Source organism: Bosea sp. BIWAKO-01 (genome assembly GCF_001748145.1).
Classification (GTDB): Bacteria; Pseudomonadota; Alphaproteobacteria; order Rhizobiales; family Beijerinckiaceae; genus Allobosea.
In genome coordinates, this window is sequence record NZ_BCQA01000001.1 from 6,087,074 (window position 1) to 6,100,987 (window position 13,914).

Genomic DNA, 13,914 nt, shown 5'->3' on the forward strand with positions numbered 1-13,914 from the left:
CCGCGTTCGGGCTAGACAGGGCTGTTTCCGGGCAGTCTGGTTGGCGCGCCGGCCGATGGGCACGAGGTGCCCTTAGCTGGCGCTGACGAGGTTTGCTGCTGGGCAACGCCGCAATCGCCAGGGTCGAGCGTGTGAGGGCTAAGATCATGACCATGATCGCAATCATGGCCGGTCCCTTGCCGATCTTATGGAACACCGGCACCGGCTCGGAGCTGATGCAGCGCATCACCATGACCATGATCGGCGGCATGGTCTCCTCGACCATGTTGACCTTGCTTGTCATTCCGGTGATTTCCGGCTCGGTCGCAGCTTGCCTGCTGCCGCCGCAGGAGAAACCGGGCGCGCCGTGGCCAATTCGCTGCGTCCGTGCGAGGCTGTCGCCACCTGGAGGCCCGCCACCATGGGGGTAGACGTCGATACGCATCGCGCGAACCGTTCTCGCCTCCCACTCTGGGCTGGCGGCTTCGTTGCTGTTGCCTGTCTCGCCATTCTGACACTCAGCGGTTGGCGGGAATGGAGCGCGCGCGAAGCAGCGCTCCAGAACGCCGAGATCGACATGGCCAATCTCGCGCGGTCTCTTACGCAGCATGCTGAAGATTCGGTCGAGATCGCTGACGCGGCGCTCCTGGGCCTGGCCAACAGACTGGAAACTACTGGCGTCGGCCCCGCTGCGGTTGCGGGCCTCCAGAGCTTCCTGAACGATCGTCGATCCACGCTCGGCCGCATCCGCGGTCTCTTTGTTTACGACGAGACCGGCCAGTGGCTTGCGACCACGGAAAGCATCAACCTATCCGGACTCAACAATAGCGACCGCGTCTATTTCCAACATCATCGCGACGTCGATGACCGCCGCGCCTTTTTGGGTCACCCCGTGCAGAGCCGATCGGGCGGTCAATGGATCGTTACGGTGTCGCGCCGCTTCAATCATAGTGATGGCAGCTTTGCCGGCGTAGTCCTTGCGACAATCGACGTCGACTACTTCGCGGCGTTTTATCGGCAGTTCGATATTGGACCGAGCGGGGCCGTGTCACTTCTCAGCACCGATGGAATACTGATTGCGCGAAGTGCCGGCGATGGCAGCTACGTGGGCCGCGACATGTCCGCGACCCAGCTCATTCGCGACCAGCTTCCTCGTGCGTCATCGGGAATCTACTACTTTCGCTCGCCCCTGGACGGATTGCCGCGGCTGAGCTTCTACAAGGTCAGTGATCGCTTTCCGTTCGTTCTGCTCGCAACACAAGCGGAGCACGATGTGCTTGCACGCTGGCGCGAGGGGCTCATCACCAGGATAGCCTTCGTTGTTGGCCTGGCGCTGTTCATAGCCCTCCTTGGCGTGCATCTCGTCCGCCAACTCGTCACGCGCCAGCGTCTGAACGCCGCGATCGCGGCCAAAGAGGCCGACTTTCGCCTCCTTGCAGAAGAGTCCAGCGACCTGGTGACCCGCATCGATTTCGACGAACGCATTCTCTATGCATCTCCGGCCTCAGCGCGGGTACTCGGTTGGGCGGCCGAGAAACTTGTGGGAACGCCGGCTTTGGCAGGCGTGCACCAGGAGGATCGACCCCGCGTCGAGCAAACGCTTGCAACGCTGAAGCGTGGCGAGATCGACGAAGCGCGAATCCTCTATCGCAATCGCCATCGTGAGAAGTCCGAGATCTGGGTCGAGACGACAATGCGCGCAACCAGGAAGCCCGACACAGGGCTTATCGACGGTTTCGTCGCTCTCTCCCGCGATATGACGCGGCACAAGGATCTTGAGGCGAAACTCGCCGTTCTCGCCGCTTCCGACGGGCTGACTGGCCTCGCCAACCGCCGCTGTTTTGATGAACGCCTTGAGCATGAATGGGCGAGGTCACGAAGGGAAGGCATCCCTATTTCCCTGCTGATGATCGACATCGACCATTTCAAGATGTTCAATGACCAGTTCGGACATCAAGCGGGCGATAGCTGCCTGCGGACGATCGCGAGCGTACTTGCGGACCAGGCCCTGAGACCGGCCGATCTTGCCGCACGATATGGCGGAGAAGAGTTCGCGCTTCTCCTACCCCACACGGATTCTGACGGCTGTGAGCAGGTCGGGACCAGGGTTCTTGAAGCACTGCGTGAAATCCAGACTGAAGACGGGAGTGTCGCCGCCTGGCGCATCACGGCAAGTCTCGGCGGCGCAACGATCTGGCCGAATGCCGCCACCGCGACCAACCACGCTTCATTGGTCGAAGCGGCCGATCGAGCGCTCTATTCTGCCAAAAATGGTGGTCGAAACCGCTTGATCATGGCAGGAAAGGTGATGCGCTGGTCGGGCGCCAAGAGTGCATGAAGCATTGCAAAGCGGCGATCGCTGGACACTGGGTGTACGGCGCATTCCCCCGAACCTGGACCGACAAGCTGTCGGTTCTCTCCGTTCTGGCTGATGCCGATGGATGAGATCACGCCCTGACCCATACTAAAGAGGGGTCAAGATCTGAGACCTTTGCCGCTATCCAAGATGGCGACCGTGAGCAGCAATATCGCCTCCGTTCCTTGGGGGGCGACATGATGGGATTGCTCATCATCGCGGCTTCGATGCCAGGCTTCCCCCTCGGCGATTTGCTTGACGATTTTGGCTTCGCAATCCATCGCACAGATCAGCCGACGCACAACGCAAGGTAGCCTGGCATGCGTGAAGAACGTCCAGACCGTAGGCGAAACCGGGCGCCAGCGTATCCAAGCCGGCGCTCCGTCATGCTGAGTTCGGAGACGGACTATATCCGAGCCTGTGCACGTGCCTGTGAACTCCATGCAGCCGATCGCCACCCGATGGCTGAGGTTGAGCTGGAGAATCTGGCTCTCGCCATCCTGACATGGGAGGTCAAGAGCGGCGGGCCGAACGGGACCTGAGCGCCATGGCGCGCCATGGTGTTGGCGTCGCGTCCCTATGCCAAATCGCGCCGACCGCCCCTCAAGTGAATGTTGCGGCGTTGACCGACGGCTTGTGCTGGGAGGTCGCCCCCCGGCCCGTTGGCGGTGGCGATCGAATGTTTCGGCTCATCACCGCGACGCGGCCGCACCGCCGCATCGGCGAGCCGCCTCTGAAGCGCCTCCTGTGCCAGCCTCGCGGTTCGAAGGCGGAAGTCTTCAAGGAAGCGCCCGTCTCGGCCCCGGCGAGGTCGAAGGAGCGCAGCAACCAGTTGCCTCGAGAGAGCCACACGCGGCGGCCTGGATTGGTGGGCATGGCGTGGACCCATAGGAACAGTACACGCAGCAATCACCTTCCAGCGGCCTCAGGAGCGCGCCGCATCCTTTGCATTCGTAGAAATACTGGCAAGCGTCGGTGGGCATCGTTTCCGTCACAGCATGAGCACAGTGCGGGCACGTGATTGTCGATTGAAGTTGCATCTGCACTATCGCATCAGTTTGAGGAGGATCGGTTCGGCATAGGGCCCCCACGCGAACGCCAGCCCGACGAAAACCGAGCCAAGCCCGAGCATGGTCGTGGTACGCGCTGACTCAGGGGGCGTGGCGCAAGCGCCACCACGGTCACAAACGGGTTTGCGCCTCTGCCAGAGGAATGCCCCCCAGCCCAAGGCCAACATGATTGTTGCTCCGCCGAGCAGCGGGAGGCGCATGTCAGCAAGAAATGCCAAACCGCTGAAGACCGCCCCCGTGACGCCGAGCCCAGCGAGGGCCATTGGCAAGACACAACACGAGGACGCGACAAGTGCGCCAAACCCAATGACGGCACCAGCACTTGCCAGCAGCCTCGCGGACGGAGCCGAAAGGGGCTCCGGCGTGGCCGAGGCTCCGAGTTTCGTGCTGGTCAAGGTAGTCCTCCATCGCGATCCATGGCACCCTGCCACCCGTAGCTACTACGGGATCAAGCGAAAAATGCCCACGACGATGCGAGGCATCACCGCCGGCCAGCTAGCCAAAGCCGCCGGCGTGAATCTCGAAACGATCCGCTACTACGAAAACATTGGGCTCATGCCTGAGCCACCCCGCACGCGAGGCGGTCACCGCTCCTATGATGAAGCCCATACCAAACGGCTTGCCTTCATTCGGCGGGCGCGCGAACTGGGCTTCACCATCGAGGATGTTCGCGCGCTGTTGGCCTTGACCAACCCGGAACACACCGCTTGCGCGCAGGTGAAGGAAATCGCGCTCAAGCACTTGATGCAGGTGCGTAGCAAGATCGCCGACCTCGCCAGGCTTGAGAGTATTCTCGACGCGACGATCTCACGTTGCACGAGCGAGCCAACGGCGCATTGCCCGGTGCTCGATATGCTTGAACCCTAGCGAAGATACAGCTTGTGCCTTCTGTGTGCGCGCAGGACACGAGACTTCGGAAAATCAGGCGCCGGCCGAGTTGGCCTCGACCTTGAGAGCGCAACGGCATCTGGTGCTGCGCTACGCGAAAGGTTCTCCGCCGACGCTTGAGGCCCCACCTGACCGAAACGCCAGAAGCGAGTGTACCACCGCAAAGGCACCGGCCGACTGGGAGGCCGACCGGCGGATTACGCCACGCGGCTCAACCTTTCCTGAGCCGACAGCGCAACCGGTGAGAGGAGCGGAGCCCTACGGGTGCAGGGGCACGCTCATCGGCTTGTGGCGCTCGATCGGCTGTTGAAGTCAGCGCCGCAAGGACCACTTCCAGGCGATTGCGCACATTCAGCTTGGCCATCAGGGTGGTCATGTAGCCCTTGACGGTCTTGGCGCTGAGCGACAACTCGTCGGCGATCTCGCTGTTCCGCTTCCCGCGCAGCAGGAGCCTGACGATCTGCTCCTCCCGGACGCTGAGTCTGTCACCGAGCGGCCCTGTTAGGTTCGAAGCGGTGCTCATCGGGGATTGCTCGCGACAGATCCCAACGAGGCGGTCGACTGTGGCGGGAAGCGCGGCTGGAGTCGGTCTGCCCCATTCACCGGGAAGGGGAAGCCAAGGACCGTTGACCGGCCGCGAACCCGGTTCTGCGCCTGGCAATTCTGGACGCATTCCGTGGCTGGCGGAGCGACCTCGACCGCATCCTCGCCCATCACCTGGCCCATGCGGCCGCCACTCGCCACGTCCCAGCGGGAGACGCCGCCGCAATGACGCACGGTCGCGGGGCTGTTGGGAACGCGGGTGGCGATCTCGTTCACGCAGCCCGGCTCCGCCCGGCGCGTGGCAACCTGTGGGCTGTCCCTGCCGACGAACTTGCGGGAAAAGTCATTGCCGAAATTGACGCGGGCCGGGACGATGACCGTGATGTCCTTGTAGGGAACCTCGTCGCCTTCCCGGTTCCGGAAGTTGCGATTGTCGAAATAGAACGCCTTCAGTTGGGGGTTGGGTCCCTCCGCCAGGATGTGTGTGAACAGCGTCGGCGTGCCGTCCTGGCGCTCCACCTCCATCTGGAAGATGCCGCCATTGGCGCAGTCCTTGGCCTGGATCTTCATGGCAAGGTTGCTGCCCGTGCGGCCGATCTCGATCTCGGTTTCCTTGATCTCAACGGTGAGTGAGCTTGTCAGTGTCAGCCCGCGATGGTCGGGGAGCTTGCTGGCGAAGACTGGCGTCGGCACTCCGCCCGTGATGTCGAGCGGGTTTGGCGCGCCGGTCATCGTGAAGTTGCGAATGCCCAGGGTCGCCGCGTCGACATCGAACTGGGCATATTTGCCCTGTACGCGAAAACTCGTGCCAAGGGCGCTGGCGGGGATCGTGGCATTCTGGGTGCGTCCGAGCACCGAGAACCCGCCCCCCTCGCACCCGGCCGACGATGCGGCATTGGCTCCGCCTGCCGCCAGACTAAGCGGCAGGGCGGCAAGCATCATCGCCCGAGATACAGAAAGAAACGGTAAATAACGTTGAGGAGACATGGTAATCCTCCCTGGAATTTTGGCCGATCGACAGCCCCACCCGAAACAGGGTGTCATTTCCATCCAAGATCAAATTCGACTTGGGTGACCGCACAGCGGTATGGAGACCGCTCCACTACAAGGATGTTGTGGCGTTCCAGATGCCACAGCGGGCGGACCCTACGCCGATGAAGCTGACATTTGGCTGACGACCTTTTTCTACATTTGAGGGAAAGCCCGCATCCCTTCGCCCGTTGACTGCTCGAGCGTGATGGCTCGGCCGCCTGAAGCGTCATTGTGACTGGCAGGAATGGCCCGATGTGGTCCTGAGCGTCGGGTTGCCGACGAGGCGCCCGTTTCGCGATCGGAACCGCCGAAAGTCTTGCGACGTCGTCGTGGGCTCGACAGAGCCGCGTTCAGCGCTGCGGGAGATCCGCCGTCGGAGCCGCTTCCGCCGCCGTCCTGTCCGGCACGGGGAAGCCGGCCTTGCGCGCGCCGTCCGCGAGATGGATGGCGTCTTCGCGCCGGTAATTGCGCTTGGCCGCCTCCTGATCCCAGTTGTCGAAGAAGCGTGGCCGCATCCGCAGAAACTGGTCCCGCTCCTGCGCCGTCTCCGGCTTCATGTCGAGCTGGGCATAGATGATGGCGGCAATGAAATGGTAGAGCGGGAACTTCTCCAGATCGACCTGGCTGATCAGGGCTTCGGCGCGGCGATAGTCGCGCTGCATATAGGCGTGAATCGCCAGTGCTCCATTGTAGAAATCAGTGTGCGCGGGGTTGCGGGCGAGCGCCTGCTCCAGCAATGCGGTGCCACGCGCCCAGGCCCCGACCTGGCCGACGCGAATGCCGAATTCGGCGAGCAGCTCGGTGTCGTTCGGGTTCAAGGCCACCGCCCGTTCGCCGATCTCGAGCGCTTCCGCCGGCCTTTGCGAGAAGAACAAGGCCATCATCAGCGCCTGGAGCGCGCGCACATTCTCCGGATCGAGCCGGATCGCGCGGCGGGCGGCTTCGATGGAACGCTGGATCGCGGTCGGAGGGCCGCCCTTTGGATTGAACTCGAACCGATCCTCGTCGAGATACAGGATCGACAGCATCGCCCAGGCGGTCGCGTAGTTTGAAAAGGTCGCGACCGCGCGCTCGAGGCAGGTGCGGATCGCCGCATGGCTCTCGGCCGAGGGTGCGGAGCGATAGGTGTAGAACCGCAACGTGCAGGCATAGGCCTCGAGATCATCGGGCGGCGTGGAGCCGGCGCGTCTCTCGCCGGCCCGGAAGATGATGCCATAGGGCTGCGCCACGGCGGTCGCGACCTTCTGTGCGACATCGTCCTGGATCGTGACGAGGTCGCGAACCCGCAGATCATTGTCATAGGTATGGGACCAGAGCACGGCGCCCGATTGCGCATCGAGCAGGCGGCCGGTCACGCGCAGCTGGTTCGCTGCGGCCTGGACGCTGCCCTCCAGGAGGTAGCCGACACCGAGCTCCCGGTGGATCCGGGCGAGATCCGCGCCCGGCCGGATGCTCCGTGAGGTCTCGCGTCCAAGCACGGAGAGTTCCCTGAAGCGGGCAAGCTGGCTCACGACCTCCTCGGTCAATCCGTCGGCATAGATCTTCGCTTCGGGCATATCGCCCAGATTCACGAACGGCATGACGACCAGGGTCGGCGCCGCCGGTTCAGGAATGGCACGCCTGAACGGGCCGGGCAGGCCTTGCCACAGGGCGAGGCCGCCGAGCGCCACAGCCAGGACAGCCGCGCCAGCGCCGAGCCGGGCAAGCCATCGCCGGGGAGCCGGCGCCGCGACCGGACGTTCAGCGGGCGCAGCGGCCGGCGCGGATGCCCCTGCGGCGTGCAGGATGTTCCGTTCGAACCGCGGCACATATCCTCCCTTCGGGATGGAAATGATGCACGGGTCCAATTGGCCGGCGACGAGGTAATAGCGTTCCACGGCCCGGCGCAGCCTGCCCGCCTCGATCCGTACCAGCGGGTCGGCTTGCGGATCGAAGGTCTCGCCACGGCCGAACACCGCCAGCGCAACCGAGTAGGCCTTGATGCGGTCGGCCCGCCCGGCGAGGGCCTCTTCGACGATGTAGCGCAGGAATTCGCAGCCGCGCGCCGAGCGGGAGAACTCCGGGTGCGACAGGATCCTGTCGAGCTGCGCCAGGACCTCGCTCGCAGAGGGCGCGTCGGCCTCGGCAGCCGTCAACTCGACTCCCGCATCTGCCATGACGACCCTCGCAGGATGAATTCGGAGTGAGGCCGGGACCGTATCGGACTATTCGAAACCGTAAAATACTGGCAACATTTCCGCCAGGCAATGAAGATGACAAGATTGTATCTGTCGCGGCGCGGGGCGCTGCTCCGGCGCGTGAGTATTCGAAACAGCGAAATCCTTCTGAAATGAGTGAGATGCGCTGCCCCAAAAGGCTCAGGCGCCCCGCTCAGCCCGCACCGGCAGCAGAGGATAGCGCCGGCCCGGCGGGCCGAAGACGGGGAACACGATGATGCGATTTGCCCTTTGGGCAGGGGCTCTCCTCGTCGTCGCCGCTCTGGCGGCCGCCATCCATTACTGGTCACCGCACGCGACCTTGCGGGTGACGACGGGCCCCTTCGGCACGGACGCCCAGCGCCTGATCGGCGCGCTGATCACCGAGGTCGCCCAGGATCATCCGCGCGTCAGGCTGCAACCGGTTCAGGTCAACGACCTGGCCGCCAGCTCAAAGGCGCTCGAGACCGGCACGGCCGATCTCGCCCTGATCCGCAGCGACGTGTCGCCACCGACCAATGGCCAGACCATCGCGATCCTGCGCCGCGATGTCGTCGCCTTCGTGCTGCCGCCGAAATCGCCGATCGACAGCATCGGCAAGCTTGCCGGCAAGACGATCGCCATTCCGCAAGGGCGCCTGCAGGATGTCAACGCCGCGTTGCTCGATGTCATCCTGGGTTACTACAATGTCGCGCCGCATGAGGTGAAGCGGCTGTTCCTCCTGCCCGACGACATGGTCGCGGCGGTCCGCCAGCACCATGTCGCCGCGATCCTGGCCGTGGGGCCGGTCGGGCCCGGCGAAGTCGTCGGCGCGGTCTCGGCCATGGCCAAGGGCACGTCGGGGACGCCGACGATCCTGGCATTTTCCGATGCGGATGCCTTCAATCGGCGCTTTCCGGCGTTCGAGTCCTATGATGTGCCCGAAGGTGCCTTCAGGTCTCGCCCGGCGACCCCCGACGACACGGTCACCACGCTTTCCGTGACCTATCGGCTGGTTGCGCCCGACACCATGCTCAATCTCGTCGCCGGAGCGGTCGGCCGGACCCTGTTCACGTCGAAAACCAAGCTGACGGCGCTCACGCCCCTGGCAAGCCAGATCGAAGCCCCGGACCCCGACGCAAAGAACCCGGTCCTGCCGATCCATCCCGGCGTCGCCAACTATCTCAGCAACGGCGAACAGAGCTTCTTCGATGCCCTGCAGGGCTATTTTTATCTGGCGGCCGCCGTCCTCAGCATCCTGGGCTCGATCGCAACAGTCATCATGGGGCGTGCGAAGACCGGACGGATGCGCCAGGAGCAGAAGCGGATCGGGCAGTTCATCCAGATCGCCGCCCAGGCCCAGGAAGCCGATGCCGAGACCCTGGAGGGGCTCAATCGCTCGCTTCATCACCTGATCGAGGAGGCCGTCGCGTCCGCCGGCCATTCCGAGGACCATTCCACGATGGTTCTCGCGATCAACCACGCCCGCTATTCGATAACGGCACGCCGGGCCGTGCTGGGTTCCCCTGGCGCGCGCAGCCCGATGCCGTCTTCCGCGCCGGTGTAGCGAGCCCGCCTGACGGCTTCGGTAGCGTGAGGGCGATCGCAGCGGTGCCGGCAGGGGCACCCGGAGCGCATCGCGTAATTCACCGCTCTCCGACAGCGTTTATGCGCCCGGGACATTGCCGGGCCGAGCCGCATGCGGCGCCGGAACGGCCTCCCGACGACCGGCAGAATCCAGGCTCTCCCGCCCGCCCTCGCCTCGCTTGTCCTCCCCTCGCCTGTCCTGCCCTCGCCTGCCCTCGCCTGTCCTGCCCTCGCGAGAGGGGGTAACAGCCGTTCTGCTACCGTATCCAACTTCCCTGTTACCCCTCGATCGGCAAACCTCGTTCGACGAAAGGCATTAACTCCGCACCCTCACACCGGGTGAGTGCCATGGACCAGAGCCTGCTTGCTGCCATTGCCCGGTTTCCGGACCAATCACGGGCCATCGCGGAGCTCGCCGGCGCGGACGAGAATTTTCGGGCCCTTTGCGCCGATCTCTTCGACGCAGAGGTTGCCCTGAACGGATGGGATTGTTCGCCGTCATCGGACCGGGAGGCGCGATGCAGCGAGTATCGCGCACTGGTGGCGGATCTGGCCGAGGAAATCAGGGCCGCGCTCGAGCGACCGCCATACCGATAGGAGGCCATCATGAGGCTCGCCTGGTTGGAATTCGGACTTGTCGCAGCCGCGCTCTGGTATTCGGCCGCTATTGCCCAGGAGATCCCGCGCATCGACATTGAGAAGAGCTGCCGGCAGGCCCGGGCACTGAGCGCTGAAGATACCGATCCCTATGCCGGGTGCGTGCAGGACGAGACGGGCGCACAGGCGCAGCTCCCTGCCACCTGGGCAGCGGCCGATGGCCAGCAACGCCAGATCTGCGCGGAACAGACACGGATCGCCGGGTCGCCGAGCTATGTCGAACTGCTTGCCTGCCTGGAGATGTATGCCGCCAATAGCCCGGCACACTCTCGTCCGCGCCGATTGCAGCCGCGCCCCTGAGAAGAGTCGTCGTGAATTTCAGTCGACTGAGTCAACGCAAATATTCGTCAGGATAACGTCGGTCGCAATCGAACAGTATCGACCATATCGACAAATCTATTTCAGGCTCAACCGTTCAATTCTTAGATGACATCTTGCATCCGGGCGAAGGCGCGCCCGCAGCACCCTTGCAAGACCGACGAAGAAGAAGGGAGAGCCCGGCGAAACCCGCCGGCTCCATCAGCACGGGAGCGCGGAATCCATGTATTACACAGACGACTCGATCCTTCCCGAGAACATGGCGCCTCTGATCATCACGGCAGCGCCATTCGGCCCGCAATGGTTGCCGGGCGACGCCGACATCCCGGTGACCTGGGATGAGCAGGTTCAAGCCGCGGTGGATTGCTACAATGCCGGCGCGACCGTGCTGCATGTGCATGTGCGCGACCCCGCCACGGGCCATGGCTCCGTGGATTTCGAGCAGTACAACTATTTCATCGGGCGGCTCAGGCAGGCCGTGCCGAAGATGATCCTGCAGGTGGGCGGATCGATCTCGTTCTCGCCTAAATCGGCCGACGCCAAGGCGAAATGGCTGGACTACGACACGCGGCACATGCTGACGGAGCTCGATCCGAAGCCGGATTGCGTGACCGTCGCGGTCGGGACCGGCCAGTGGGACATCATGTCGATGTTGTCTGCGGACGACATCAAGGGCACCCATCTTGAAAACGACGCCAAGGTCCAGGCCGCCTGGGCCGGCATGTGGGTCGATGCCGGACCGGCCTTCTATCTCGAGCACCTGAAGCGGCTGAGCAAGAATCGCATCCAGCCCTATTTCGTTCCGGGCCATGTCCATCAGCTCGAGCTCATCGAGCGGCTGATCCGCGCGGGTGTCTATAAGGGCCCGATGAACCTCGCCATTGCCGGCTATGGCGGCGGCACGCTTGGCCGGAACCCGTTCGACTGGATGGATATGGTTCGCCGCGTGCCGCAGGGCGCCGTAGCGACATTCTGGTCGAGCATGCGGGGGCTGATCTCGCTGTCTGCGATGGCGATCGTTCTTGGCCAGCATGTGCGCGTCGGCAACGAGGACAATCTGTGGGGGCCGGACAAGAAGCGCCGGACCACCGTGCAGCAGATCGAAGGCGCGGTGCGCCTGTCCCGGGAGTTCGGGCGCAAGGTCGCGACGGCCGAAGAAGCGCGCGCGATCATGAAGATCGGCGTCTGGTACGACAGCGTCGAGGAGACGCTGCACCATCTCGGCCTGCCCCCGAACCGTGCGGACGGCCAGCCCGGATTCCTGGTCTGGGAGACCGATGGCCGGAAGACGATCGCCAAGACAGCCGGGGATTCCCATCCCATGGCCTATTGCATGGTCCCGCCTGCGGCAGCGGCTCTGGCCGCGGCTGCAACCGCCGCCGCGAGAGCCTAGACCCTTGCGTCGTGGCCCCGTCCTTCCCGGCGGGGCCCCCCCCCTCGTTCCGGCCGCTCTTGCCAGTCATTCGGGAGCTGAACGTGTCAGGTCGTGCAACCCATTTCGAAATCTATGGCGACCAGCCGGAAGACCTTGCGGCCTTCTACGGCGCGATCTTCGGCTGGCGGATCGAGCGCGCCGAAGGCGTCGATTACTGGCGGATCCATCCTGATGAGGCCCAGGATGCCGGCGAGGCCAAGGATGCCGGCGAGCCCCGGAATGGCCATGCCATCGGCGGCTTGGCGCGGCCGCCTGGCCTGGAGCCGCGCGCCTGGCTGCACTATGTCAATGTCGCCTCGCTCGACGAGACGATCGCGACCGCGGAACGCATGGGCGCGACGATCCTGCGGGAGAAGACGGCGGTTCCCCGGACGGCCTGGTATGCTGTGCTCGCCGACCCCGCCGGCAACCTCTTTGCGATATGGCAGCCGGATGCGCTGGCGTTTCCGCCACCGGAGCCGGACTGATGAACCGCTTGTCCGGAGCATGACCATGTCCGAAACCCTTAATCGGTCGCGCGAGGCCGGGCCCTGGGGGCAGGCCTTCGCACGATTGCGGCGATGGGACCCCGGCTGGGCCGAGGCGTCCAGGAGAATGGCCACGAATCCATGGAGGTCGGGCGTCCTTCCCCGCAAGACCGTCGAGCTGATCGGCGTCGCCTTGAACGCCGCCTGCACGAACCTCAACCCGGAGGGGACGCGGCGCCATATCCGCGCCGCGCTCGCAGCCGGGGCGAGCCGCGACGAAATCCTGACCGTCGTGAAGATGGCGTCGCTCCTGTCGATCCATAGCTGCAGCCTCGGCGCGCCCATCCTGCTCGAGGAAGCCGGGAACGCCGGCGTGAAGCCCGCAATGCGGCGCGGGGCGGCGACGCCGACGCCAGCCTGCGACAAGATCCGCGCGCTCGGGCAATGGAACGAGGCCTGGAACCCGTTTTTTGAGCTCGATCCGGTCTGGACCGACGCGTTCATGGCCGCAGGCGCCGATATCTACGGCAGCGGGCTCATGGAGCCAAGGCTGGTCGAGCTTCTCTCGATCGCCTTCGACGTGTCCTTTACGCATATGTACGCGCCGGGCACGCGCCGGCACATCCGGGCCGCGCTGAAGCTCGGGGCGTCGGTCGAAGAGATCATGGAGGTTCTGAAGCTCTGCGTGGCGCAGGGCGTGCAGGCCTGCAACCTCGCCGTGCCGATCCTCGCGGAGGAACTCGCGGAGCGTTCGACGACCTGAAATCAGAGTTCCGGCCATGACCAATCTCGACCCGAGGCAGCCAGAACCATCGATCTCCGCGCAGGGCATCCATCCCGGCGGCCGTCCCGCGCACAGCCTGAAGCAGCGAGCGCTCGACGAGCTGCGCCGGTTCCTCGTGTTGTTTCTCTACCTCTGGGTCCTGCTCGGCCTGTTCGTCCTCAACGAGCGCATCATCCTTGATCAAAGGGGGATCGGTTTTTCCGGGCAGGGCTTTGCCCTGTTCAACGCGCTCGTCCTGGCGAAAGTGATGCTGGTGGCCGAAGACCTGAACCTCGGGCGCTGGCTGGAGCGACGCCCGCTGATCCTGCCGATCCTTCACGGCTCCCTGCTCTTCACCGCCCTCTTCATCGTCTTCCACGTGATCGAGGACATGATCGTCGGGCTGATCAAGGGCGAAACCGTGCGCGCCAGCGTGCCCGCGATCGGCGGCGGCGGCTTCATCGGGCTGGTCTGCGTCGCGGTGATCCTGTTCTTCGCGCTGATCCCCTATTTCGCCTTCAGGAATTTCAGCCGGGTGCTCGGCCCCGGCCGGATGAACGCCCTGCTCTTCGGGGCCTCCGCGGGGAACGCCACGGAACCGTAGCGACACACGCTTCCAGTCGTCGTCCTCGCACCACGCCGAGG

Annotated in this window: 13 protein-coding genes and 1 pseudogene; 10 read left to right on the plus strand and 4 right to left on the minus strand. The window is 64.4% G+C overall.

The features are described 5' to 3' along the window. Window positions 1-113 precede the first annotated feature (113 nt). Window positions 114-410 (plus strand): annotated as a pseudogene (locus BIWAKO_RS35020) (efflux RND transporter permease subunit); the annotation flags it as partial. Then, window positions 401-2,317 carry a diguanylate cyclase gene (locus BIWAKO_RS28315; protein ID WP_069881492.1) on the plus strand — a complete coding sequence of 639 codons (1,917 nt, stop codon included), beginning with the start codon at window positions 401-403 and terminating at the stop codon, window positions 2,315-2,317. The pseudogene BIWAKO_RS35020 and the gene BIWAKO_RS28315, both read left to right, overlap by 10 nt. Window positions 2,318-3,114: 797 nt before the next feature. Here the strand turns inward: BIWAKO_RS28315 and BIWAKO_RS36875 are convergent. Further along, the gene (locus tag BIWAKO_RS36875; RefSeq protein WP_244523570.1) at window positions 3,115-3,375 is read right to left on the minus strand and encodes a GDCCVxC domain-containing (seleno)protein; all 261 of its coding nucleotides are present in this window, start codon (window positions 3,373-3,375) and stop codon (window positions 3,115-3,117) included. A 393-nt stretch (window positions 3,376-3,768) separates the two neighbouring features. Between BIWAKO_RS36875 and BIWAKO_RS28325 the strand changes: the two genes are divergently transcribed. Then, the gene (locus BIWAKO_RS28325; protein ID WP_371332108.1) at window positions 3,769-4,272 is read left to right on the plus strand and encodes a MerR family transcriptional regulator; all 504 of its coding nucleotides are present in this window, start codon (window positions 3,769-3,771) and stop codon (window positions 4,270-4,272) included. A 232-nt stretch (window positions 4,273-4,504) separates the two neighbouring features. Here the strand turns inward: BIWAKO_RS28325 and BIWAKO_RS28330 are convergent, their stop codons facing one another. The 3 genes from BIWAKO_RS28330 to BIWAKO_RS28340 form a co-directional block, all read right to left on the minus strand. After that, window positions 4,505-4,816 carry a response regulator transcription factor gene (locus BIWAKO_RS28330; RefSeq protein ID WP_069881494.1) on the minus strand — a complete coding sequence of 104 codons (312 nt, stop codon included), beginning with the start codon at window positions 4,814-4,816 and terminating at the stop codon, window positions 4,505-4,507. Continuing rightward, on the minus strand, window positions 4,813-5,823 hold the full coding sequence (locus BIWAKO_RS36880) for a hypothetical protein (RefSeq protein ID WP_069881495.1): 1,011 nt from the start codon (window positions 5,821-5,823) through the stop codon (window positions 4,813-4,815). The genes BIWAKO_RS28330 and BIWAKO_RS36880 overlap by 4 nt, the downstream gene beginning before the upstream one ends. A 395-nt stretch (window positions 5,824-6,218) precedes the next feature. Further along, window positions 6,219-8,024: an adenylate cyclase gene (locus BIWAKO_RS28340; RefSeq protein ID WP_069881496.1), complete on the minus strand. Its 1,806-nt coding sequence runs from the start codon at window positions 8,022-8,024 to the stop codon at window positions 6,219-6,221. A gap of 277 nt (window positions 8,025-8,301) precedes the next feature. Here BIWAKO_RS28340 and BIWAKO_RS28345 point away from each other — a divergent pair, with 277 nt between their 5' ends. From BIWAKO_RS28345 to BIWAKO_RS28375, 7 genes are all read left to right on the plus strand, one after another. Further along, complete coding sequence (locus BIWAKO_RS28345) at window positions 8,302-9,609, plus strand: TAXI family TRAP transporter solute-binding subunit (protein ID WP_069882871.1); 1,308 nt, start codon at window positions 8,302-8,304, stop codon at window positions 9,607-9,609. A gap of 368 nt (window positions 9,610-9,977) precedes the next feature. Next, window positions 9,978-10,226, plus strand: a complete 249-nt coding sequence (locus tag BIWAKO_RS28350; RefSeq protein ID WP_084651942.1) for a hypothetical protein — start codon at window positions 9,978-9,980, stop codon at window positions 10,224-10,226. 9 nt (window positions 10,227-10,235) lie between these two features. Next, window positions 10,236-10,586 (plus strand): hypothetical protein, encoded by a 351-nt coding sequence (locus BIWAKO_RS28355; RefSeq protein ID WP_069881497.1) that lies wholly within the window; start codon window positions 10,236-10,238, stop codon window positions 10,584-10,586. A gap of 241 nt (window positions 10,587-10,827) precedes the next feature. Continuing rightward, window positions 10,828-11,997, plus strand: coding sequence for a beta-keto acid cleavage family enzyme (locus BIWAKO_RS28360; RefSeq protein WP_176733425.1), 1,170 nt, complete (start codon window positions 10,828-10,830; stop codon window positions 11,995-11,997). Window positions 11,998-12,080: 83 nt separating this feature from the next. After that, entirely contained in the window at window positions 12,081-12,506 is a 426-nt protein-coding gene (locus BIWAKO_RS28365; RefSeq protein WP_069881498.1) for a VOC family protein, read from the plus strand. A 25-nt stretch (window positions 12,507-12,531) separates the two neighbouring features. Further along, on the plus strand, window positions 12,532-13,269 hold the full coding sequence (locus BIWAKO_RS28370; protein WP_069882874.1) for a carboxymuconolactone decarboxylase family protein: 738 nt from the start codon (window positions 12,532-12,534) through the stop codon (window positions 13,267-13,269). Between the two features lie 16 nt (window positions 13,270-13,285). Next, complete coding sequence (locus BIWAKO_RS28375; RefSeq protein ID WP_069881499.1) at window positions 13,286-13,873, plus strand: hypothetical protein; 588 nt, start codon at window positions 13,286-13,288, stop codon at window positions 13,871-13,873. The last annotated feature ends 41 nt before the right edge of the window (window positions 13,874-13,914 follow it).